Source organism: Cellulomonas sp. KH9, assembly GCF_900114185.1.
In the GTDB taxonomy this organism is placed as follows: Bacteria; Actinomycetota; Actinomycetes; order Actinomycetales; family Cellulomonadaceae; genus Cellulomonas.
Genome location: NZ_FOSE01000003.1, coordinates 623,449 through 645,572, shown reverse-complemented (window position 1 = coordinate 645,572; position 22,124 = coordinate 623,449). Strand labels below are relative to the sequence as shown.

General features: G+C 76.1%; 18 protein-coding genes. 8 read left to right on the top strand and 10 right to left on the bottom strand.

Annotated features, from left to right (window positions below):
- From BMZ16_RS12690 to BMZ16_RS12675, 4 genes are read left to right on the top strand one after another with little or no spacing between them, the layout of a single operon-like run.
- A complete protein-coding gene (locus BMZ16_RS12690) occupies window positions 1–1,065 on the top strand; it encodes an ABC transporter ATP-binding protein (RefSeq protein ID WP_255366634.1) in 1,065 nt (354 codons plus the stop codon).
- Complete coding sequence (locus BMZ16_RS12685) at window positions 1,062–1,784, top strand: ABC transporter ATP-binding protein (RefSeq protein WP_089800929.1); 723 nt, start codon at window positions 1,062–1,064, stop codon at window positions 1,782–1,784. The genes BMZ16_RS12690 and BMZ16_RS12685 overlap by 4 nt, the downstream gene beginning before the upstream one ends.
- Window positions 1,785–1,807: 23 nt before the next feature.
- Complete coding sequence (locus BMZ16_RS12680) at window positions 1,808–5,137, top strand: FtsX-like permease family protein (RefSeq protein ID WP_143082830.1); 3,330 nt, start codon at window positions 1,808–1,810, stop codon at window positions 5,135–5,137.
- Window positions 5,134–7,908, top strand: a complete 2,775-nt coding sequence (locus BMZ16_RS12675; RefSeq protein WP_089800925.1) for an FtsX-like permease family protein — start codon at window positions 5,134–5,136, stop codon at window positions 7,906–7,908. The genes BMZ16_RS12680 and BMZ16_RS12675 overlap by 4 nt, the downstream gene beginning before the upstream one ends.
- A 62-nt stretch (window positions 7,909–7,970) precedes the next feature.
- Here BMZ16_RS12675 and BMZ16_RS12670 read toward each other — a convergent pair whose 3' ends face one another.
- The 4 genes from BMZ16_RS12670 to BMZ16_RS12655 form a co-directional block, all read right to left on the bottom strand.
- Window positions 7,971–9,605: a DHA2 family efflux MFS transporter permease subunit gene (locus tag BMZ16_RS12670; protein ID WP_089800923.1), complete on the bottom strand. Its 1,635-nt coding sequence runs from the start codon at window positions 9,603–9,605 to the stop codon at window positions 7,971–7,973.
- Window positions 9,606–9,714: 109 nt separating this feature from the next.
- Window positions 9,715–10,344 carry a PadR family transcriptional regulator gene (locus BMZ16_RS12665; RefSeq protein WP_089800921.1) on the bottom strand — a complete coding sequence of 210 codons (630 nt, stop codon included), beginning with the start codon at window positions 10,342–10,344 and terminating at the stop codon, window positions 9,715–9,717.
- Between the two features lie 159 nt (window positions 10,345–10,503).
- A complete protein-coding gene (locus tag BMZ16_RS12660; protein WP_369822573.1) occupies window positions 10,504–11,889 on the bottom strand; it encodes a PhoH family protein in 1,386 nt (461 codons plus the stop codon).
- A gap of 279 nt (window positions 11,890–12,168) precedes the next feature.
- Window positions 12,169–12,930: an isoprenyl transferase gene (locus BMZ16_RS12655; protein ID WP_089800920.1), complete on the bottom strand. Its 762-nt coding sequence runs from the start codon at window positions 12,928–12,930 to the stop codon at window positions 12,169–12,171.
- Between the two features lie 148 nt (window positions 12,931–13,078).
- Here BMZ16_RS12655 and BMZ16_RS12650 point away from each other — a divergent pair, with 148 nt between their 5' ends.
- Window positions 13,079–13,858, top strand: a complete 780-nt coding sequence (locus BMZ16_RS12650) for a PAQR family membrane homeostasis protein TrhA (RefSeq protein WP_089800917.1) — start codon at window positions 13,079–13,081, stop codon at window positions 13,856–13,858.
- A 58-nt stretch (window positions 13,859–13,916) separates the two neighbouring features.
- Here BMZ16_RS12650 and BMZ16_RS12645 read toward each other — a convergent pair whose 3' ends face one another.
- The 3 genes from BMZ16_RS12645 to mca are packed head-to-tail and all read right to left on the bottom strand — an operon-like array spanning window position 13,917 to window position 16,014.
- On the bottom strand, window positions 13,917–14,762 hold the full coding sequence (locus tag BMZ16_RS12645; RefSeq protein WP_089800915.1) for a nitrilase-related carbon-nitrogen hydrolase: 846 nt from the start codon (window positions 14,760–14,762) through the stop codon (window positions 13,917–13,919).
- Window positions 14,759–15,130, bottom strand: a complete 372-nt coding sequence (locus BMZ16_RS12640; RefSeq protein ID WP_089800913.1) for a hypothetical protein — start codon at window positions 15,128–15,130, stop codon at window positions 14,759–14,761. The genes BMZ16_RS12645 and BMZ16_RS12640 overlap by 4 nt, the downstream gene beginning before the upstream one ends.
- On the bottom strand, window positions 15,127–16,014 hold the full coding sequence (mca, locus tag BMZ16_RS12635; protein ID WP_089800911.1) for a mycothiol conjugate amidase Mca: 888 nt from the start codon (window positions 16,012–16,014) through the stop codon (window positions 15,127–15,129). Before mca ends, BMZ16_RS12640 begins: the two co-directional genes overlap by 4 nt.
- Window positions 16,015–16,137: 123 nt before the next feature.
- Between mca and BMZ16_RS12630 the strand changes: the two genes are divergently transcribed.
- Together BMZ16_RS12630 and greA are read left to right on the top strand one after the other, a co-directional pair.
- The gene (locus BMZ16_RS12630) at window positions 16,138–16,542 is read left to right on the top strand and encodes a DUF4307 domain-containing protein (RefSeq protein WP_089800910.1); all 405 of its coding nucleotides are present in this window, start codon (window positions 16,138–16,140) and stop codon (window positions 16,540–16,542) included.
- A gap of 259 nt (window positions 16,543–16,801) precedes the next feature.
- A complete protein-coding gene (greA, locus tag BMZ16_RS12625; protein ID WP_089800908.1) occupies window positions 16,802–17,287 on the top strand; it encodes a transcription elongation factor GreA in 486 nt (161 codons plus the stop codon).
- A 158-nt stretch (window positions 17,288–17,445) separates the two neighbouring features.
- Here greA and ilvA read toward each other — a convergent pair whose 3' ends face one another.
- Genes ilvA through BMZ16_RS12610 form a run of 3 tightly spaced genes read right to left on the bottom strand, consistent with a single transcriptional unit; the run spans window position 17,446 to window position 21,178 of the window.
- Window positions 17,446–18,657: a threonine ammonia-lyase gene (gene ilvA, locus BMZ16_RS12620; protein WP_089800906.1), complete on the bottom strand. Its 1,212-nt coding sequence runs from the start codon at window positions 18,655–18,657 to the stop codon at window positions 17,446–17,448.
- Window positions 18,654–19,946 carry an AI-2E family transporter gene (locus BMZ16_RS12615; RefSeq protein WP_369822567.1) on the bottom strand — a complete coding sequence of 431 codons (1,293 nt, stop codon included), beginning with the start codon at window positions 19,944–19,946 and terminating at the stop codon, window positions 18,654–18,656. The genes ilvA and BMZ16_RS12615 overlap by 4 nt, the downstream gene beginning before the upstream one ends.
- Window positions 19,943–21,178 (bottom strand): cystathionine gamma-synthase, encoded by a 1,236-nt coding sequence (locus BMZ16_RS12610; RefSeq protein WP_089800904.1) that lies wholly within the window; start codon window positions 21,176–21,178, stop codon window positions 19,943–19,945. The genes BMZ16_RS12615 and BMZ16_RS12610 overlap by 4 nt, the downstream gene beginning before the upstream one ends.
- A gap of 139 nt (window positions 21,179–21,317) precedes the next feature.
- Between BMZ16_RS12610 and msrA the strand changes: the two genes are divergently transcribed.
- The gene (gene msrA / locus BMZ16_RS12605) at window positions 21,318–21,995 is read left to right on the top strand and encodes a peptide-methionine (S)-S-oxide reductase MsrA (RefSeq protein WP_089800902.1); all 678 of its coding nucleotides are present in this window, start codon (window positions 21,318–21,320) and stop codon (window positions 21,993–21,995) included.
- The last annotated feature ends 129 nt before the right edge of the window (window positions 21,996–22,124 follow it).

The following is a 22,124-nucleotide window of genomic DNA, read 5'->3' as shown; positions in this document are numbered from 1 at the left end:
ATGGAGCAGGCCATGGACCACGGGACGACGGTGCAGCAGGACGCACCCCGGACGAGCCTGGCGACGCTGGAGGAACGTGCGCGGGCACGCCCGGAGGCGTTCGGGCGCACGTCGCTCATCGTGTGCGAGTCGCTCGTGCGCATCTACCAGGCCGAGGGCATCGAGGTGCAGGCCCTGCAGGGGCTGGACCTGCTCGTCGACGAGGGCGAGATGATCGCCGTCGTCGGCGCGTCCGGCTCCGGCAAGTCGACGCTGCTGTCGGTGCTGTCCGGGCTCGACGTGCCGACCGCCGGCAACGTGCGCGTCGGCGAGTGGGACCTCATGACGATGACCGCCCGCGAGCGCGTCGAGTACCGCCGCTCCACGGTCGGGTTCGTGTGGCAGCAGACGGCCCGCAACCTCGTGCCGTACCTGACGGCGGCGGAGAACGTGGCCCTGCCCATGGCGCTGGCGGGCAGGCCGCGCAAGCAGCGGCGCACCGAGGCCGACGCCCTGCTGGACGTGCTCGGCGTGGGGTACTGCGCGGACCGCCGCCCGGGGCAGATGTCCGGGGGTGAGCAGCAGCGCGTCGCGATCGCCGTGGGCCTGGCCAACGCCCCGCGCGTCCTGTTCGCCGACGAGCCCACCGGTGAGCTCGACACCGCGACCTCCGCGGACGTGCTGGAGGCGATGCGGGCCGTCAACCGCGACCTGGGCACCACGGTCGTGGTCGTGACGCACGACCCGGGGGTCAGCGACCACGTGCAGCGCACGGTCGCGATCCGCGACGGCCGCACGAGCTCGGAGGTGCTGCGCCGCACGGCGACCCGGGACGACGGCACCGAGCACGAGGTGGCCGAGGAGTTCGCGGTCCTGGACCGCGCCGGTCGCGTGCAGCTGCCGCAGGAGTACCGCGAGACGCTCGAGCTGGTCGGCCGGGTGCGGCTCACGCTCGAGCAGTCCCACGTCGCGGTCCGCCCCGGGCACGACGCGCCCGCGGCCGCACCGACGGCCGCACCGACGGCCGCACCGACGACCGCGACGCAGGGCGAGGACCACCCCGGACACGGACGGAGAGCCCGATGACCGCCACCACCACCGCCGCGGCGGGGACCACCCCGGGCGCGCAGGCGCCGCTCGTGCGCGTCGAGCACGTCGACCGCACCTTCGGCACCGGCCACGCCGCCGTGCACGCGCTGCGCGACGTGTCGCTCGAGGTCGCCCCGGGTGAGCTCGTCGCGCTCGTCGGGCGCTCGGGGTCCGGCAAGACGACCCTGCTCAACACCATCGGGGGCCTGGACCGCCCCGACGCCGGGCGCATCGAGGTCGCGGGCCGGGAGGTGTCGACCCTCGACGAGCGCGGCCTGGTCGCCCTGCGGCGTGACGTGGTCGCCTTCGTGTTCCAGACCTTCGGCCTGGTGCCGGTGCTGACGGCGGCCGAGAACGTCGGCGTGCCCCTGCGGATGCGCCGCACCCCGGTCGACGAGCGCGAGGCGCGGGTCCAGCTGCTGCTGGACCTGGTCGGGCTCGGGCCGCACGCCAAGCAGCGCCCCGGGCAGCTGTCCGGCGGCCAGCAGCAGCGCGTCGCCATCGCGCGCGCCCTGGCCAACTCCCCGCGCCTGCTCATCGCCGACGAGCCGACCGGGCAGCTCGACTCCGAGACGGGCCGGGCGGTGATGGCGCTGATCCGCGCCGTCGTGGAGGCCGAGGGCATGACCGCGATCGTCTCGACCCACGACCCGGTGATGGTCGCGCTGGCGGACCGGGTCGTGCACCTGGCCGACGGCCGGCTCGTCGACGGCTGACCGGGGCGCGGCGGGTGCGCCAGGTGGTGCGGGCAGCGGGGCGGGGCGGGGCGGGCTGGCGCACGCGCGTCGTGGGCGGGCGGCTGCGGGACCAGGCCCTGGTCGTCCTGATGGTGACGGCCGTGGCCGTCGCCGCGACGACCGTCGTCGGCCTGCTCGCGGGCCTGCTGCACCTCGCCCAGACCGACGCCGTCCGGACCGCGCTGGGCGGCCTGGACCCCGACGACGTGCGGATCGAGGCCACGCTCTGGGTCGACGGCAAGGACACGCAGACGGTCCTCACCAAGGCCCGCGCCGGCATGGCGGAGATCACGGGGGACGTCCCGACGGACGTCACGACGGCGCTCGTCGGCCCGTGGCACGCCGTGCCGCGACCGGACGGCGTCCAGGCGCACATGGCCTACCTCGCCACGCTGCCGCGCGCGGAGGGCACCGCGCGGCTGGTCGACGGCCGGTGGCCGCACGCGACGACCGCCCCGGACGGCACCGTCGAGGTCGCCGTCCCGGTGATCGCGGCGACGTCGAACGGGTGGGGGGTCGGTGCGCGGATCGACGCCAAGGTCTGGGACACCCGGCAGGAGGCCGCCTGGACGGTCGTCGGCACGTACGAGGCGATCGGACCGAGCGCGGGGTGGGCGCGCGACCCGCTGCGCGGCGCCGGCATGGACCCCGCCCGGAACGTGCCGGGCAGTGCGGGGTTCCGGACGACCGTGGCCTGGGGGCCGTTCCTGGTCGACCCGTCGGCACTCGACGGTGCGGGGACCGTCGACACGGCCTACCTGCTCGCCGAGCCGCGGCTGGGCGAGGCCTCGCGCGACGCGGTCGCCGGGCTGCGCGAGCGGGTCGTCGACGGCCCCGTCCTCCTGGCCGAGGCGATCCGGCCGGAGGCACGCGGCCGGCTGACCACCGCGCTGGACGACACGGTCGACGCCATCGGGTGGCAGGTCGCCGTCGCGCGCGCCGGCGTGGTGACGACGGGCCTCCTGCTGGCGACGCTCGCGACGACCGTCATGCTCCTGGCGGCGCGGCTGCTGGCCGAGCGCCGGACCACCGAGAACGAGTTGCTCGCGGCGCGCGGCGCCTCGCCGCGCCAGCTGCGGTCGGCCGTCGTGCTGGAGGCACTGGGTCTGGCCGCGCTCACCTGGCTCGTCGCGCCGTGGGCCGCCCAGGCGGCCCTGGGCGCACTCGTGCGGTCGGGCGACCTGACGGCGGCCGGCTACCAGGTGGGACCCGGCGTCCCCGCCCCCGTCCTGCTCGCGTGCGCCGCGATGGCCGGCGTCCTCGCGGTGGCGCTGTGCGTCCCGGCCTGGCACACCGCCGGGTCCAGCACGGGGACCGCGCACGCGGGTCTGCTGCGCGCGGGGGCCGACGTGGTGCTGCTCGGGATCGCCGCCGTCGCACTGGCCCAGCTGGTGACGTACGGCTCCCCCGTGGTCCGCGGCACCGGTGGCCCGTACGTCGACGTCGTCCTGGTCGCCGGTCCCGCGCTCGTCGTCCTCGCGGTCGCCACGGTCGCGCTGCGCCTGGTGGCACCCGTCGGGCGGGGGGCCGACGCCCTCGCCGCGGGCGCGCGCTCGTTCGTCGCGCCGTACGCGGCCTGGCAGGTCGCCCGGCGCCCCGCCGTCGCGTCGGGGACCGTCCTGCTGGTGGTCGTCGCGGTGGCCGCCGGGTCGTTCTCGGCCGCGTTCGGGGCGACGTGGCGGACCTCCCAGCTCGAGCAGGTCGACCTCGCCCTCGGGACCGACCTGCGTGTCGGAGGCTTCCCCGACGCCCCGCTGACCGCGTCCGGGGCGGTGGCCGCGGCCACCGCGGACCACCCGACGGTCCACGCCCAGCCGGTGGTCGACCGCCGCGTCGACGTGGGTCCCCGGGACGGCAACGGCGGTGTCTCGGCGCGGCTGCTGGCGGTCGACACCTCACGGCCGCAGGACGTCCGCGGGCGCACGGGCACCGAGCCCGCCGACCTGCTCGAGGGCCTCGGCACCCTGCCCCCGCCGACCGGAACCGCCGCCGAGGTGCCCCCGGACACGCAGTGGCTCGTCGCCGACGTCACGGTCACGACGGACCCGGTCACCGGGGGCGGCTCGGGCCTGGTGCACCTGGTGGTGGAGGACGACCGCGGCGTCGTGGTCCAGCTCGCCCCGCGCACCGTCCGGCTGGGTGAGCGCGTCCAGGTCGCCGCGCAGGTGCCGCGGTCGGACCACCTGCGGCTCGTCGCCGTCGGGGCGTTCGTCGCACCCGAGGAGCTGCCGGACCTCGACGCCGCCGCACCGATCCGCGGCAGCGTCCGTCAGCTGGACGTCCGGCTGACGCTGCACGGCCTGCACGGTGTCCCCCGGTCGGCCGGCGTCACCCACCTCGACACGGCCGCCGACACGCCCGGGCCGGCGATGACGGTCGACGGCGACGGCTGGTCCGGGACCGTCCACCAGGCGCCGCGGAGCTCGGCGCTCGACGTCGCGGGCGGCCTCACCCCGGGCGATCCCGAGCGCGTGCTCGAGCTCACGGGCTCCGTGCTCGGTGACGGCCGTGGGATGACCCAGGCGAGCCTCGTCGCGAGCGTCGGCAGGCCGACGACGCCGGTGCCCGCCGTCGTCAGCAGGGCCCTGCTGCAGGACGTCGACGTCCGGGAGGGCGGCCTCCTGTCCCTGCGCGTGACGGGCACGCCGGTGGACGTCGTGGTGCAGCGCGTCGTCGACGACCTGCCGGGGGCACCGGGCCGCCCGGCCCTGCTCGTGGACCACCGCGTCCTGGCGTGGAGCGTGCTGGACACCGGCGGGCAACCGGGGCTCGCGGACGTCTTCTGGGTGACCGGGCCCGAGCCCGCCGTCGCGGCCGTGGCGGACGGGTTCGCGGGGACGGACGCGGAGCTGACGTCGCGCGCCCAACGACGCGCCACCGCGGTCGCCGGACCCGTCTCGGCCGCGGTGCCCGCCGCACTGTCCCTGCTCACGACCGCCGCCGTGGTGCTCGTGCTGATCGGGGTCGGGACGGTGGCGGCAGCCGCGCTGCGGGCGCGACGGCTCGAGCTGGCCCGCCTCCAGGCCCTCGGTGCGTCACGGCACGGCCTCGTGGGCGGGCTGGTGGTGGAGACCACGCTGCTCGTCGTGCTCGCCGCCGCCGTCGGTCTGCTCGCCGGCTACGGGTTGTCGGCGGTGGTGGCGCCGCTGCTGACCCTGTCGCCCGACGGCCGCCCACCCTCGCCCGACCCCCGCCTGGTGTGGGCCTGGGGCGGCCAGGCGGTCCGGACCACCGGTCTCGTCGTCGCGGCGTGCGCGGTCGTCACGGCGGTCGTCGGCCTGGGCCTGCGTCGTGCGTCCGGCGCCGCGCTGCGGATGGGGGACGCGCAGTGAGCGGCACCGCCACCCGCCTGCGGGCGACGACCGGGGACGCGGTGCTCGTCACCCGGCGCCGTGCCCGCCAGGACGCGGGCCTGGTCGTCGGCACCGCGATCCTGCTGACCGCGACGCTGCTGGCGCTGCTCGCCGTCCCGCGCCTGCTGGCCCGCACGGCCGACGACGCACTGCGCGAGGCCGTCACCCACGCGGGCGCCGAGGCGGACGTCGTCGCACCGGTCGCCGTGGCGGAGTTCGTGTACCCGCCGCCGGAGGACCCGTTCGCCTTCCCCGTCGAGGCCGCCGTGATGCTCGACGACACCTTCGAGGACCTGCACCCGGCGACCGCGGTGTCGACGTCGCAGCCCTTCGCCGCCCGCCTCGGCGCCGAGCGGTTCCCCGCCCGGCTCCTCACGATCGAGACGCCGTCCGACCCGGCGCCGCCGGTGCGGTGGACCGCCGGGCGTGAGCCGGCCACCCAGGTGCCCGACCCGGAGCCCGTCTCCCCCGACGACGTGCTGCCGGCCGCGACCCAGACGGACCTGGGGCCCCGTGCGATCGAGGTGGGGCTGAGCGTGGCGTCCGCGGACGAGCTCGGCGTGGAGCTCGCCGACGGGCCGGTCACCGTCCTCCTGGTCAAGCGCGGCGAGACCGTGGAGGCGCGGGTCACCGGGCTCTACGAGGCCGTGGACGCCGCCGACGTCCGCTGGTCGACCGTCCCCGAGCTGCTCGCGGTGCCCCCCGACGAGAGGGACCCCGTCGGCCTGTACGTGCCGCCCGCGGTGCGGTGGGACATGGTCGCCGTCGTCGGCGGCTCGCAGCTCGGCGGCTCGGCCGTCGCCCCCGTGGACACCGACGGGCTCACGGTCGACGACGCGCACCGGCTGCGCCGCTCGATCCAGACGGTGGCGTCCCGGGAGGCTGCCGTGACCAGCGGCCTGCCCCGGGTGGTCGACGCGTTCGACGCGCACCTCGCGGCCGTCCTCGCGCAGGCCACGCTCGTCGTGACGGGGGTCGGCGCGACGGCCGCGTGCTGCCTCGTGCTCGCGGCCGGTCTGCTGGTGGAGCGCCGGCGCACGCACCTGGCCGCGGACCGCGCGCGCGGTGCGTCGCTCGCGTCCGTCGCCACCCGCAGCCTGCTGGAGTCCCTGCCCACGGCCCTGCTGGCGGCCCTCGTCGCCGGTGGTGCCGTCGCGTGGTGGCTGCCCGGCACCACGGGCCCGGCCTGGACCGCGGCGGCGGTGGCCCTGGTCGCCGTGGTGGCGCCCGCGGTCCTGGCCGTCCGGGCGGCACGCGGCGCGTGGACGGGGCGCCGCACACCCGCGGACCGCCGCGAGCGGGCACGCCTCGCCGGTCTGCGTCGTGCCCGCCGGCTGGTCGTCGAGGTGGGTGTGACCGTGGTGGCCGTGGCCGCCGTGCTCGCCCTGCGCGGTCGCGGGATCGTCCCGCAGGCGTCCACGCAGGCGGACCCGTTGCTCGCTGCCGCCCCCGTGCTCCTCGCGGCCGCCGCGGCGCTGCTCGTCGCGCGGGCGGCGCCCGCGGCGGTGCAGGCGGCGGCGCGGTGGGCGATGAGGTCGCGCGGGCTGGCCGCACCGCTCGCCGTGAGCCGGGCGCACCGTGCCGCGACGGCCCTGCTGCCGCTGCTGACCGTCACCGTCGCCGTGGCGCTCGTCGTCCTGAGCGGGGTGCTGGTGCAGAGCGTGCGGGACGGCCAGCGGGCCGCCGCGGACCAGCTCGTGGCCGCGGACGTGCGGATCGACGGCGCCCTGGACTCCGACGCCGCGCGCGCCGCGATCGCCCGGCTCACCACCGCCGACGGCGTGACCGCGGTCGCCACCGGCGCCCAGATCGGCGGACGCGTCTTCGGCCCCGGGTCGGAACCCAGGGCCACGGTCGTGGTCGTCGACGCCGCCGCCCTCGCCGAGGTGCGCGCGGCCCGTGGCCTGCCCGTCGACGCGGGCCTGACGACGCTGGGCGAGGCCTCCGACGGTCGCCTGCCCGCGCTCGCGGACGCCGGGCTGCTGGACCGGGTGGACGTCACCGGGGGCACCGAGCTGCAGGTCATCTCCGGCCGGGTCGACGTCGACGTGCGCGGCGCGACGACGATCCTGGCCGACAACGGCGCCCCACCCGTCGACGCGCGCGCCGCCCACGCCACGCGCACCGGCGACGACGGCGTCGTCGTGATCGACTCCGGCGCGCTGGCCGCCGTGTCGGACCGGCTGCCCGGGACGACGCGGGTCTGGGTCGCCGGCCCCGCGGCCGAGCAGGCCGTCGCCGGCCTGGGGTTCGCCCAGCTGCCCGACGTGACGGTGACCTCGGCGGACGGGTGGTGGCGCGACTGGTCGCGGGCGCCGCTCCCGTCGGCCCTCATGACGCTGCTGGTCGTCGCGGTCGCCGCGCTGTCCGGCCTCGCCGTGGTCGCGCTCGCGCTCGTGGTGGTCGCGACGTCGGGGGAACGCGGGCGCACGTTGTCGACGCTGCGCACGCTGGGCCTGGACGCGCGGACCGCCCGGTGGGCGACGCTCGGCGAGCTGGCTCCGCTCGTGCTCGGCGGGTTCGTCGGCGGCACGGTCATCGGGCTGGCGCTGCCACCGCTCATCGCCCGGACGCTCGGGCTGTCGTGGGTGACGGGCAGTCCCGGCGAGGTCCCGGTGAGCCTGGTGGCGTGGCCGGTGCTGCTCGCCGCGGTCGCGCTGGGTGCCGCCCTCGCCGTCGCCGTGGCCGTGGAGCAGGCCGTGCGCCGCCGGGAGCGGCTCGGCGAGGTGCTGCGCGTCGGGGCACGCTGACCCGCCGGGCGACCGGCGCTGCCGTCCGTGGGCTCGCCCCGGCGGGTCAGCCGACGGCGGCGTCAGCCGACGGCGGCGCGGACGTCCGCGTCCGGTGCGGGTGCCGTGTGCTGCGGACGGCCGCCGCGCATCGCGAACGCGCAGGCGGCGCCCAGCAGCAGCACGAGGACGGTGAACCCCAGCGTCTGACCGGCGGCCGCGGCGAACCCGGCCCCGGCGGCGGACTGCGCCGCCGCACGCAGCTGCTCGGCCACCTCGGGCGGGACACCGGCGGGCACGTCGAAGCCGCCCCCGGCCGCTCCCAGGCCGGCTGCCGCCGCCTGCCGGAAGCCGTCGACGAAGGGCGCGCGCAGCTCGGCCGGCAGGCCCGCGGCGGCGTCGCTCGCGGCCGCGGGCATCGTGACCGCGAGCCGGGACGTCAGCAGCGCGACGACCACGGCGGACCCGATGACCCCGCCCACCTGGCGGTTGGTGTTGAACGCACCCGCACCGGCGCCCGCCGTGCTCTGGTCCAGGCCCGTGGTCGCGAGGTTGCCCAGCGGGGAGAACACCAGCCCGGTCCCGACACCGAAGCCGAGCATCGGCACCACCAGGCGCCACACGGCGACGTCGGGCTGCACCTGCGTCGCAAGGATCCCGATGGACACGGCCAGCACCGAGAACCCGGTGGCCACCACCCACTTGCCCGCGACCCGGTCGGACAGGCGGCCGGCGAACGGCGCGACCACGCCCGAGATCAGCGAGCCGGGCAGGCCCACGAGCGCGGCGTGCAGGGGTGAGAGCCCGAGCACCTGCTGCAGGTACAGCGTGAACGGGAAGAAGATGCCCGTCATCGCGAACGAGACCGCCGCGCCCGCCACGTTGGCCAGCGAGAAGTTGCGGTGCGTGAACAGGCGCAGCGGCAGCAGCGCGTCGTCGCCCCGGTGGCGCTGCCACAGCAGGAAGGCGGCCGACACCAGGATGCCGGCTCCGATGACCAGGGGCACGGTCACCGGGCCGACGATCGTGGCCCACCCGTAGCTCGGCCCCTCCTGCAGGCCGAACACGAGGAGGCTCAGGCCCACGACGGACAGCACGACGCCGGGGACGTCGAACGTGCGCGCGTGCGTGGGCAGGGCGGGCAGCCGCGTCAGGGAGAGCCACAGCGCGACGACGCCGACGGGGATGTTGACGTAGAAGATCCACTCCCAGCCGATCGTCTCGACGATGACGCCGCCGAGCACGGGGCCGGTGATGGTGGCGACCCCGGCCACGGAGCCCCACACGCCCAGGGCCGCACCGCGCTTCTGCGCCGGGAACACCCGGGTGATCATCGCCATGGTCTGCGGCGTCATGAGCGCACCACCGATGCCCTGCACGGCGCGGGCGGCGATGAGCACCTCGACCGAGCCCGCGAGGCCGCAGGCCAGCGACGCGCCGGTGAACACCACGAGCCCGGCGACGAACACCGGCCGTGGGCCGAAGCGGTCCCCGAGCCGACCGGTGACGAGCAGCAGCACGGCGAAGGTCAGCAGGTAGGCGCTGTTGACCCACCCGACGGTGACCAGGTCGGCGTCGAACACGTCCTGGAGGGTGGGGACGGCGATGTTCACGATGGTCGTGTCGACCATGATCATGAAGAAGCCGAGGCACAGCGGGGGCAGGACGCTCCACGGGCTGCGGCCCTGCAGGTCGACGCCGGGTGCGGATGAGGTCATGACGTGCTCCGGTCTGGGGCGCCCGGTCGGGTGCGGGCAGGGCGGGGGTACGGGGTGCGGTGCGGCGGTCGCCGGGGCGACGTCGGCGTGGGGTGCGGACGGCGCGGGCTCAGCCCGGGTGCGCGTCGACCGGGGCCCGGCGGCGCTCGCGCGCGGCCAGGAAGTCGTCGGGCGGTGGGCCGCCCCAGGTGAGGGTGCCGTCGGCGAGGTCGCGCAGCACCTCGTCCAGCCAGGCCACCTCGCGCTCGAGCAGCGCGAGCTCGCGCTCCCCGTCGAGGACGAACCGGCGGGGCAGGCCGAGGGTGAGCACCTCGCCGAGGCGGGTCCGCAGGTCGGCGAGCCGCGCCGCCTCCCGGTCGCGGCGCACGGCCAGCGCGGCGGCCACCTCGTCGCCGGGGAGGCTGGGTGCGTGCGCCAGGCCCACGGGGAAGTCCGCGTAGGCGGGGCGGTGGTCGGCGAGGTACGCCGTGACGGCGCGTCCCAGGGCCGCCCGCCCGGCGGGTGTGACGGAGTAGGTGGTGCGCTCGGGCCGGTTGCCGCAGCGCTCGGTGCCGACCGCCTCGACCAGGCCGTCGCGCTCGAGCCGCTGCACCGCGTGGTAGACGGCACCGGGGTTCACCCGCACGAGGCGGGCGTCGCCCCGCTCGACGAGCGTGGTGAAGACGTCGTAGGGGTGACGGGGCCGCTCGTCGAGCAGCCCGAGGACGAGCACCGCGACCGCGCTCGGCTCGCCCGCCATCCCCGCACCCCCGCTCCGACCCGTGAGCTTCGTCCTACTCCGCGCGGAACATTACGCCCGGACCACTGTCCGGTCCACCGGGGGACGACCGACGGGTGCCCCACGACGCGCCGCGGGCCGGGCCCCGAAGGGACCCGGCCCGCGACGGGCGTCGGACGCTCAGGCCTCGATGCCCTCGAACAGCTCCGTGACCAGTGCCGCCACCGGCGACCGCTCGGACCGCGTGAGCGTCACGTGGGCGAACAGCGGGTGCCCCTTGAGCGCCTCGATCACGGCCGCCACCCCGTCGTGCCGACCCACCCGCAGGTTGTCGCGCTGGGCGACGTCGTGCGTCAGCACCACCCGCGACGACTGCCCGATGCGCGAGAGCACGGTCAGCAGGACGTTGCGCTCGAGGGACTGCGCCTCGTCGACGATCACGAACGCGTCGTGCAGCGACCGGCCGCGGATGTGCGTGAGCGGCAGCACCTCCAGCAGGTCGCGGTCGAGCACCTCCTCGACCACCTCCTTGCTGACCAGGGCGCCGAGCGTGTCGAAGACGGCCTGCGCCCAGGGGTTCATCTTCTCGGCCTCGGAGCCGGGCAGGTACCCCAGGTCCTGGCCCCCGACCGCGTACAGCGGGCGGAAGACCATGACCTTGCGGTGCTGCCGCCGCTCGAGCACGGCCTCCAGGCCGGCGCACAGGGCGAGCGCCGACTTGCCGGTGCCGGCGCGACCGCCCAGCGAGACGATGCCGATCTCCTCGTCGAGCAGCAGGTCGATCGCGATGCGCTGCTCGGCCGAGCGGCCGTGCACCCCGAACACGTCCTGGTCGCCGCGCACCAGCTGCACGTGCTTGTCGGCCGTGACGCGGCCGAGCGCCGACCCGCGCGGGGAGTGCAGCACCAGACCGGTGTGGCACGGCAGGTCGCTCGCACCGCCCGCGAGCGCCGAGGTGCCGGTGACGACGTCGGCCAGCGCGACCGACTCGTGCTCCCACAGGTCGGCCATCTGCTGCTCGGACAGGTCGACCGCGTCCATGCCCGTCCACCCGGAGTCCACGGCCAGCTCGGCGCGGTACTCCTCGGCCGGCAGCCCCACGGCCGACGCCTTGACGCGCATCGGCAGGTCCTTGGACACGACGACCACCTGCTGCCCCTCGGCCGCCAGGTTGGCGGCGACCGCGAGGATGCGCGTGTCGTTGTCCCCCAGGCGGAAGCCCGCGGGCAGCACGGACGGGTCCACGTGGTTGAGCTCGACGCGCAGGGTGCCGCCCTGCTCGGTGACCGGGACGGCGGCGTCCAGCCGCCCGTGCTCGACGCGCAGGTCGTCCAGCAGACGCAGCGCGCTGCGGGCGAAGTAGCCGAGCTCCGGGTGGTGGCGCTTGGCCTCGAGCTCGGTGATGACGACGACCGGCAGGACGACGTCCTGCTCGGCGAACCGCCGGATCGCGTGGGGGTCGGACAGCAGGACCGACGTGTCCAGGACGTACGTCAGGCGGACGGCCGGACCGCCCGTCGCAGGTGCGGTGCCCTCGTCGTGCTGCTGCTGCGAGATGTGGTCCACGGCAGGCTCCCCTCGGCGCGTCGGTGCCGGTCTGGGCGCCGTCGGACGACTCGGGGCGCTGGCGCGCACGCGGGTCGGCCGTCGGCGGCGGGACGGGGTCGGCCGGCCGAGGGCCGGGACCGGCCCTCCTCCCGGAGCGCATGCTCCATGGGCTGACCTCCCGGGACGACGGGTGTCGTCCGTTGCCCAGACCGTAACCCGCATCACATCCGCGACGCCGCGAATCGGGTCACGACACGCGAATCGTCACACGCCGTTCACCTGGACGACCGACGCGCCTCAGCGACCCAGCCGGCGTTCGCGCTGGCTGTAGGCGCGCACGGCGCGCAGGAAGTCGACGCGCCGGAAGTCCGGCCAGTACGCCTCGCAGAAGTAGAACTCCGAGTGGGCGCTCTGCCACAGCAGGAACCCGCCCAGGCGCTGCTCCCCGGACGTGCGGATGACCAGGTCCGGGTCCGGCTGGCCCTTGGTGTACAGGTGCTGGGCGATGTGCTCGACGTCGAACGCCTCCGCCAGCTCGTCCAGGCTGGAGCCCGCCTCGGCGTGCATGCGCAGGAACGAGCGCACGGCGTCGGCGATCTCGCGGCGCCCGCCGTAGCCGACCGCCACGTTGACGTGCAGGCCCACGACGTCGGCCGTCGCGTCCTGCGCCGCCTTCAGCGCGGCCGCGGTGCGGTCCGGCAGCATGTCGAGCGCCCCGACCGCCTGGATGCGCCAGCGGCGCTCGGCCGCCAGCTCCCCGACGACGTCCTCGATGACCCGCAGCAGACCCTCGAGCTCCGCGGGGTCGCGCGCGAGGTTGTCCGTGGAGAGCATCCAGAGCGTCACGACCTCGACGCCGACGTCCTCGCTCCACTCCAGCAGGTCGCTGATCTTGTCCGCACCGCGGCGGTGCCCCGTCGCCGACGAGAGACCGCTGCCGCGCGCCCAGCGCCGGTTGCCGTCGAGGATGACCCCGACGTGGCGCGGCACCTGCTCCGGGTCGAGCGATGCGGCGAGCCGTCGCTCGTACAGGCCGTACAGCGGGTGCGGCAGGCGCACGCGAAGCCTCCCCGGGGGCGGGACGTCGGACCCGACCACGGTACTCGCCGTCGCGGGACCGCGGTGGCGTGTGGTCCCGGTGTCACCCCCGTCGGGCGTAACCTACGGTGACGTAACTTCCGGCGGACGAAAGCGGTCACAGCCTCCGATGAGCACTCACCCGGCACCCGGTCAGCACCCCTCCCGGCCTGCCCCCGCGCCCTCCGGCACACCCGCCGACGACGCGCACGAGCCCGGACCCGTCGCCCGTGCGGCGGACGCGGTCGGCGACGCCGTCGAGGCCGCGGTCGAGGCCGTCAAGCCCCGCCTGCGCGGCGCGATCCACGCCGGTGTCGCCCCGATCGCCCTCGTCGCGTCCGTCGTCCTGGTGGCCATGTCCCCCACCCCCGCGGCCCGCTGGTCGACGGCCGTCTTCGGGGTCACCGCCGTCCTGCTGTTCGGCACCAGCGCGGTGTACCACCGCGGCACCTGGTCCCCGCGGACGGCGGCGCTGCTGCGGCGCCTGGACCACACCAACATCTTCCTCATCATCGCGGGCACCTACACGCCGCTCGCGGTGCTGCTGCTGCCCCCGGCGACCGCCCGCACGCTGCTGGTCATCGTCTGGTCCGGCGCGGTCGTGGGCATGCTGGCGCGGATCTTCTGGCTCGGCGCGCCCCGGTGGGTCTACGTGCCGATCTACCTCGCGCTCGGCTGGGTCGCCGTGGGGTACTTCCCGCAGTTCTGGCAGACCGGCGGCCCGACGATCGTCTGGTTCATCGCCGTCGGCGGCCTGGCGTACACCGTCGGCGCGATCGTCTACGGCATGAAGCGCCCCAACCCCAGCCCGCGCTGGTTCGGGTTCCACGAGATCTTCCACGCGCTCACGGTGGTCGGCTACGGCTGCCACTTCGTGGCCGTCGCGATCGCGGTGTCCCGCCTCGCCTGACCGCTCGTCCCGCCCCGGCCGACCGGCGGGCCTGGTCCGGGCCGCCGGTCCCGCCGGCTCAGGCCCGGGGGACCACCGCGTAGCGGCGGTTGGCCAGCGAGGGGTCGCGCTCGCGGACCGCCCGCAGCGCGGCCGCGTCCAGGTCGACGGTCCGCACCTGCGGCGTCCCGTCCAGCTCCAGGCCCACGACCCCGTCGGGCCCCACGACCAGCGAGCGCCCCACGACGCCCGTGCCGGCCTGCCCGACCGCGACGACGCCGGCGGTGTTCTCGATGGCGCGCGCCACCGCGAGGGTGCGCCAGTGCAGGGCCTTCAGGTCGCCCGCCACCCACGCCGCGGGCACCACGAGGACGTCCGCGCCGGCGTCGACGACGCGCCGCGCGGACTCCGGGAAGCGCAGGTCGTAGCAGGTCAGGACGCCGAACCGCAGCCCCGCCACGTCGAGCACGAGCGGCGGGGCGTCGACCGGGCCCGGGGCCAGGCGGTCCGACTCCCGGTGCCCGAACGCGTCGTAGAGGTGGACCTTGCGGTACACGCCGACGACGTCGCCCGTGGCGTCCACGGCGACGACCGCGTTGACGGCCCGCGGCCGCCCGTCGGGCCCGGGGGCGCCGTCCGGCAGCGTCGTCCCGGCCACCACGGCGAGCCCGTGCCGCGCGGCCGCCTGACGCAGCGCCCCGACGAAGGGGCCGTCCAGCGGCTCGGCGAGGTCCACGCCCACCCCGCGCGGGTCGTAGGCGGAGGCGTACTCCGGCAGCACCACGACGTCGGCACGCGCTCGCGCCGCCGTGCGCAGCGCGTCCTGCGCGGCCAGCAGGTTCGCGACCCGGTCCGGGCCGACCTGCAGCTGCGCCACGGTCACCCGCACCGCCGGGCGCTGCGGCGGCGCCGGGCGGTCGCTCATCGTCCGGGCGTGGGCACGCCGGGCGCGGCCGGCGGGTCGCCGACGTCACCCGTGGTGCTGCGCCCGGGGGCCGCCGCGTCGGACGTCACCGCGCCGGACGTCGCCGCGTCGGACCGTGCCGCGTCGGACGTCGTCCCGTCGACCGTGCCCTCGCCGGCGGCCTCGCGCAGCCGCTCACGGTGCGTCGCGCGCCGCATGCGCCGCGAGAAGGACACCGCGAGCGCGATGATCGCGACGGCCAGCAGGAAGGTCGCGACGAACCCCGCGAACCCCGGGGACCCCTCCTCGGGGCTCTCGATCGTCGGGCCCGGCAGCCGCTGGGACCAGTGGACCCCGGCGACCAGTGCGGTCGCCACCAGCGTGTTCATCGTGCGTGCTCCGTCCCGCGGATCCCCGCGAACAGGTCGGTCTCGGGCAGGGTCGTCTCGACGCGGGACTGCGCGAGCTCGTACTCCTCGTCCCGCCAGGTCTTCAGCTCGACCTCGCGCGGGACGGCGAAGAACCAGCCCTCGGGGTCGATCTGCGTCGCGTGCGCCCGCAGCGCCGCGTCGCGCCGGTCGAAGTACCCGGCGCACTCGATGCGCGTCGTCACCTCACGCTCGGGCACCTCACGGGCCTGGCGCGAGTCGATCCAGTCGCTGAACGGCGACTCCCCGCCGGCCGCGACGATCGCGTCGTGCACGGCCCGCATCCGCGCGAGCGAGAAGCCGTGGTTGTAGTACAGCTTCAGGGGCTGCCACGGCTCACCGCGGCCGCGGTAGCGCTCCGGGTCGCCGGCGGCCTCGAACGCTTCCACCGCCACGCGGTGGCACATGATGTGGTCGGGGTGCGGGTACCCGCCCGTCGGGTCGTACGTGGTGACCACGTGCGGCCGGAACTCCCGGACCAGCTCGACCAGCGGGGCCGACGCCTCCTCGAGCGGGAGGGTCGCGAACGACCCCTCGGGCAGCGGCGGCAGCGGGTCGCCCTCCGGGAGCCCGGAGTCGACGAACCCCAGCCAGTGCTGACGCACCCCCAGGGCCTCGGCGGCGGCGGCCATCTCCTCGCGGCGCACGGCCCGCATCGCGTCCAGCCCCACGGGGGCCGGGCCGTAGTGCGGGTTGAGCACGTCGCCGCGCTCCCCGCCGGTGCACGTCACGACCAGCACGTCGACGCCCTCGGCGGCGTACCGTGCAGTGGTCGCGGCACCCTTGCTGGACTCGTCGTCCGGGTGCGCGTGCACCGCCATGAGCCGTAGCCGCTCCGAGGTCACCGTGGATCCTTCCGTGGCAGGTCGTGGGACGAGAGACAATGATCCCCCACCCCGCCCGCAGGTACCGCACGGACGTCCACGAGACACCGCTCGGCGGACCGCAACGCACCAGGAGGCACCACCGTGGTCGCACCGGCCCCCCGCCCGCCCGTCGGGCGCTACGGACCGGAACCCACCGACGCCACGCGCCGCCTGCAGCGGGCGGCGCTGGCGGTGCTGGTGGTGGGCGCCATGCTGCTGCTCGGCTGGATCGGCAGCGGCGTCCTGCGGGACCCCGTCCAGTGGCAGGACGTCGGGTACCGCGTGGACGGGCCCGGCTCCACCGAGATCACGTTCGACGTCACCACCGCGCCGGGCGTCGGGGCGACGTGCCGGGTGCAGGCGCTCGCGGCGTCGTACGCGCAGGTCGGGGTGCTCGACGTGGACGTCCCGCCGGCCGAGACGCGCACGCGCCGGGTCACCGTGACCGTGCCGACGGTCGAGCTCGCGGTCACCGGAGTCGTGCAGGGCTGCGAACCCGTCGACTGAGCCCGTGCGCGCGGTCCGACCACGCCCCACCCGGCCCGCGACCTGCGGCGACGTCGCCGCTCACCCGTCCGGCCCACCAGGTCCTGGACGGTGGGTAGACTGTACGTTTACGCCGCCCCCGGTCCGGCGTCGTACGTCAGGTCGACGCGACCGCGGTGGCAGGCTCCCGCCCCACCCCGCGCCGTCCGGACGTCGGCGACGACCGTGGGCACTCGTGCCGCCGGACGGGCGGCCACCCCAGGCAAGGAAGGGAGCGACCGTGACCGACACGACTGCGGCCACGTGGCTGACGCAGGAGGCCTACGACCGCCTCACGGAGGAGCTGACGCACCTCCAGACCGACGGGCGCAAGGAGATCGCGGACCGCATCGCCGCGGCGCGTGACGAGGGCGACCTCAAGGAGAACGGCGGCTACCACGCCGCCCGCGAGGAGCAGGCGAAGCAGGAGGCGCGCATCCGCGAGCTCCAGGCGAAGCTGCGCAACGTGCAGATCGGCACGCCGCCCGACGACGGCGTCGTCGAGCCGGGGATGGTCGTCACGGCGCTCGTCGCCGGCGACGAGATGACGTTCCTGCTCGGCTCCCGCGAGATCGCCGGGACCGCCGACATCGACGTCTTCTCCCCCACCTCGCCCCTCGGTGCCGCGATCCACGGGCACAAGGTGGGCGACGCCACGTCGTACGTGGCACCCAACGGCCGTGAGATCCCGGTCGAGATCACGGCGGCCAGCCCCTTCCAGGGCTGACGCGACCCGCACGACGCGGGGGCACCCGACGGGCGCGAGCACTGCTCGCCGCTCACAGGGCGCCCCCGCGCGGTCGTCCCGGGACCGGTGCGGTCGTCCCGGGGCCGGTGCGGTCGTCCCGGGGCCGGCGCGGTCGTCCCGGGGCCGGCGCGGTCGCCTCAGTCGTCGCCGAGGCGGTAGCCGGCCCGGCGCAGACCGGCCAGCACCGCCGCGCAGTGCTCGGGGCCCTTCGTCTCGATCTGCAGGTCGATCGCCACCTCGCTGAAGCCCAGGTGTCCGCCCGTGCGCAGGTGGCTGACGTGCATGACGTTGCCGCCCAGGCCGGCGACGTCCCGCAGCAGGGCCGCGAGCGCCCCCGGGGTGTCCTCGACCACGACGTGCAGCTGCAGGTACCGCCCCGCCGACGCCAGGCCGTGCCGCACCACGCGCAGCAGCACCAGCGGGTCGATGTTGCCGCCGGACAGGACGCACACCACCGGGCGACCGTCGTCGGTGCCCAGCCCGCGCGGGTCGGCCATCAGGGCCGCGACCGCGGCGGCACCGGACGGCTCGACGACGAGCTTGGCGCGCTCCGCCACCAGCAGCAGCGCGCGTGACAGGTCCTCCTCCGAGACGGTCCGCACGGGGACCCGGTGGGCCGCGAGGAGCTCGAACGGGACCGCGCCGGGAGTCCCCACGGCGATGCCGTCGGCCATGGTCCGCAGCTCCGGCGCCGGGACGGGCCGGCCGGCCGCGAGCGACGCGGGGTACGCGGCGGCGCGCGCCGCCTGGACGCCGACGACCCGCACGTCGGGCCGGTCGGCCAGCGCCGCGGCGATCCCCGCGGCCAGGCCACCGCCACCGACGGGGACCACGATCGTGCCCACGTCGGGGACCTGCTCGAGCACCTCGAGCGCGACGGTGCCCTGGCCCGCGTCGATGTCCGGGTGGTCGAACGGGTGGATGAGCACCGCGCCCGTGCGGTCGGCGTGGGCACGGGCCGCCACGAGCGCCTCGTCGACGGACGTGCCCACCAGCTCGACGTGCGCGCCGTACCCGCGGGTCGCGGCGATCTTGGGCAGGGCGGCGTCCACGGGCATGACGATCACGGCGTCGAGCCCCAGCAGGTCCGCGGCCAGCGCGACGCCCTGCGCGTGGTTGCCGGCGCTCGCGGCGACGACCCCGCGCGCCTTCTCCTCGGGTGTCAGCCGCGCCATGCGCGTGTACGCGCCGCGGATCTTGAACGACCCGGCGCGCTGCAGGTTCTCGCACTTGAGCCACACGTCCGCACCGGCCAGCCGCGACAGCGCACGGCTGCGCTGCACCGGTGTGCGCTCGGCGACGCCGTGCAGCAGCTCCGCCGCCGCGCGGACGTCCGCGGGGCCGATCACGACGTCACGGGCGAGCCGCCCGGGGTCGCGTCGGGGGCGTCACTCTGCTCCTGGCGGTTGGCCTGCGCCTCGGACTCCGCCTCCGCGGCGGCCGCGACGGCGCGGTCGAGGACGGGGTGCCCCTTGGCGCGGATGGGCACGTGGTCCCCCGTGCCGAGCTGGGGGAACTTGTCGTGCCCGTGCAGGTACAGCACGACCGTGTTGAGCACGGCCGCGATGGGCACGGCGAACAGCGCGCCGACGATGCCGGCGACCAGGGAGCCGGTGGTCACCGCCAGCAGCACCGCCACGGGGTGCAGCGACACGGCGTGCCCCATGAGGAACGGCTGCAGGACGTGGCCCTCGAGCTGCTGCACCACCAGCACGATGGCCAGCATGATCAGCGCCGATCCCCAGCCCTGCGTGACGAGCGCGACGAGCACCGCGATGGACCCGGTGACGATGGCGCCCACGAACGGGATGAAGGACCCGAAGAACACGAGGACGGCCAGCGGCACCACGAGCGGCAGCTGCAGGAACGCCGCACCGACCCCGATCCCGATGGCGTCGACGGCGGCGACGAGGATCTGCGTGCGCGTGTACGCCCCGAGCGTCACCCAGCCGCGGCGCCCCGCCTGGTGGACGCGCTCGCGCGACCCGCGCGGCAGCAGACCCACCACCCACGCCCAGATGGTGCGGCCGTCGATGAGGAAGAAGAGGGTGCAGAACAGCGCGATGAGCGCCCCCGCGACGACGTGGCTGACCGTCACACCGACGGACAGCGCACCCGACGCGATCTGCTGCCCGCTGGACGCCACCGCGTCCTGCAGCTGCGACACGTAGTCGTCGAGCTGGGCGGTGCTGAGCTGCAGCGGGCCGTCGCCCAGCCAGTCGACGAGCTGGCTGAACCCCTCGCGCGCCTGCTCGCCGAGCTCGGCGATGCCCTTGACGATCGAGCGGCCCACGACCGTCAGCACGCCGACCACCAGCGCGAGGGTCAGCACCAGCGCGGTGCCGGCGGCGGCGGGCCGCGGCAGGCGGACGTGCCGGTGCAGAGCGCCGACGAGCGGGGACAGCAGCACCGTGAGCAGCAGCGCGATGGCGACGGGGACGACGATGACCTTCAGCACGGAGAGGAGCCACAGCCCGACCGCGATCGCGGCGAGGATGACCAGCGCCCGCCAGGACCAGCCCGCCCAGGCCCGCACGGCGGCCGGCACGGGGTCCGGCCGGGGCGTGACGGCGGCCGGCGTCGGCAGCGCCGGCTCGCCGGCCGGCGTCGTCCCCTCGGACGTCCCCGGGGTGCTCACCGGCCGAGCCCCGCCGCGGCCAGCGCCTGCTCGAGGTCGGCGAGCTGGTCCTCGACGTCCTCGATGCCGACCGACAGGCGCACCAGGTCGTCGGGCACCTCCAGCGCCGTGCCGGCGACCGAGCCGTGCGTCATGCGCCCCGGGTGCTCGATCAGCGACTCGACCCCGCCGAGGGACTCCGCGAGCGTGAAGACCCGGGTGGCGGCGCAGACCGCGACCGCCGAGTCGACCGAGCCGGTGCGGAACGCCACCATGCCGCCGAAGCCCCGCATCTGCCGGGCCGCGACCTCGTGCCCGGGGTGCGACGGCAGCCCGGGCCACAGCACCTCGCGCACACCCGGGTGCTCGACGAGGAACCGGGCGACCGCCTCGGCGTTGGCGACGTGCCGGTCCATGCGGACCGCGAGCGTCTTGAGCCCGCGCAGCGTGAGCCACGCGTCGAACGGCCCGGCGACGGCCCCGGACGCGTTCTGCAGGAACCCGACCGCGTCCCGCAGCTCGGTGGTGCCCGTCGGGCCCTGCATGCCGGCCGGCAGCTGGGCGCCGTCCGCGACCACGACCGCACCCCCGACGACGTCGGAGTGCCCGCCGACGTACTTGGTGGTGGAGTGCACGACGGCGTCCGCCCCCAGCGCGAGGGGCTGCTGCAGGTAGGGCGTCGCGAAGGTGTTGTCGACGACGAGCACCACGCCGTTGGAGCGTGCGTGCGTCGCGATCGCCGCGATGTCGGCGATGCCGAGCAGCGGGTTGGTGGGCGTCTCCACCCAGATGGCCTTGGTGCGGCCCGGCTGGATCGCGGCGAGCACCGCGTCCGGGTCGGACAGGTCGACCGGCGTGTGGTCGACCCCCCACGGGCCGAGGACCCGCGCCACCAGCCGGTACGTGCCGCCGTACGCGTCGTCGGGGACGACCAGGTGGTCGCCCGGGCGCAGGATCGAGCGCAGCAGCGTGTCCTCCGCCGCGAGCCCGGACGCGAACGCGAACGCGGCGGCACCGCCCTCGACGGCCGCGAGCGCCGTCTGCAGCGCGTCACGCGTCGGGTTGCCGGAGCGGGAGTACTCGTACCCGCCGCGCAGGCCACCGACGCCGTCCTGCTTGTACGTCGACACCTGGTGGATCGGCGTGACCACCGCGCCGGTGGCGGGGTCGGGGTCCTGACCTGCGTGGATGGCACGGGTCGAGAAGCCGGAGTCGGTCCAGTCGTGGGGCTGCGCGAGCGGGTCGTGGGTCACGCACCCAGGCTAGGCGGTGGGCGCGCCGCCAGCGTGTGACGGCACGCACCGCGCGACGGTGCGGCCCGGCGGCGGCGCGCGGAACAGGTCCCCCGCCGCCCCTGTTGCACGTGCTGGACCCGACGGGAAGGAGACGGTCATGGCCTCGTTGTTCGAGACGCTGCTGGGCACGTCGCTGCGCACGACCATGGTGGACGCCGAGCACGCGCTCAAGGGCCGGGACGCGTACGCGTACCGGGTGCCGACGACGCACGCCGTGCTGGGCACCCCGCTGCAGGGCCCGTGGCCCGAGGGCACCCGCGTGCTGTACCTGGCGTCGGGCTGCTTCTGGGGCGCGGAGAAGGAGGCCTGGCAGCTGCCGGGCGTCGTCACCACGGCCGTCGGCTACATGGGCGGCTTCACGCCGTACCCGACGTACGAGGAGACGTGCACCGGCCGCACCGGCCACACCGAGACGGTGATGGTCGCGTACGACCCGACCGTGCTGTCCGACGTCGACCTGATGCGGCACTTCTGGGAGGAGCACGACCCCACCCAGGGCTTCCGCCAGGGCAACGACGTGGGCACGCAGTACCGCTCCGCGGTGTTCTTCACGACCCCGGAGCAGGAGGCCGCGGCACGGCAGACGCGCGACGCGTACGCCCCGGTGCTCAAGGCCCGCGGCTACGGCGACGTGACGACGGAGATCCGCTCCGTCGAGGACGCCGGCACGTTCTACTACGCCGAGGACTACCACCAGCAGTACCTGCTGAAGAACCCGGGCGGGTACTGCCCGGTGAACTCGACGGGGGTGGCCTGCCCGGTGCCCTCGGCCTGAGCCGGGGCTGGATCGACCTCTCGCGCACGAAGGCGGGTGGCCGCCCCGCCCCTCCCGGCGAGAGGTCGATCCAGCCGCTGCCCGTCCCCCGCGAGAGGTCGATCCCGCACGTCGGGCGGGTGTCGGTGG

Coding starts and splice junctions, on each gene's coding strand:
- BMZ16_RS12690 (WP_255366634.1), top strand. CDS start 1: ATGGAGCAGGCCATGGACCACGGGACGACGGTGCAGCAGGACGCACCC.
- BMZ16_RS12685 (WP_089800929.1), top strand. CDS start 1,062: ATGACCGCCACCACCACCGCCGCGGCGGGGACCACCCCGGGCGCGCAG.
- BMZ16_RS12670 (WP_089800923.1), bottom strand. CDS start 9,605: ATGACCTCATCCGCACCCGGCGTCGACCTGCAGGGCCGCAGCCCGTGG.
- BMZ16_RS12665 (WP_089800921.1), bottom strand. CDS start 10,344: ATGGCGGGCGAGCCGAGCGCGGTCGCGGTGCTCGTCCTCGGGCTGCTC.
- BMZ16_RS12650 (WP_089800917.1), top strand. CDS start 13,079: ATGAGCACTCACCCGGCACCCGGTCAGCACCCCTCCCGGCCTGCCCCC.
- BMZ16_RS12645 (WP_089800915.1), bottom strand. CDS start 14,762: ATGAGCGACCGCCCGGCGCCGCCGCAGCGCCCGGCGGTGCGGGTGACC.
- BMZ16_RS12640 (WP_089800913.1), bottom strand. CDS start 15,130: ATGAACACGCTGGTGGCGACCGCACTGGTCGCCGGGGTCCACTGGTCC.
- msrA (WP_089800902.1), top strand. CDS start 21,318: ATGGCCTCGTTGTTCGAGACGCTGCTGGGCACGTCGCTGCGCACGACC.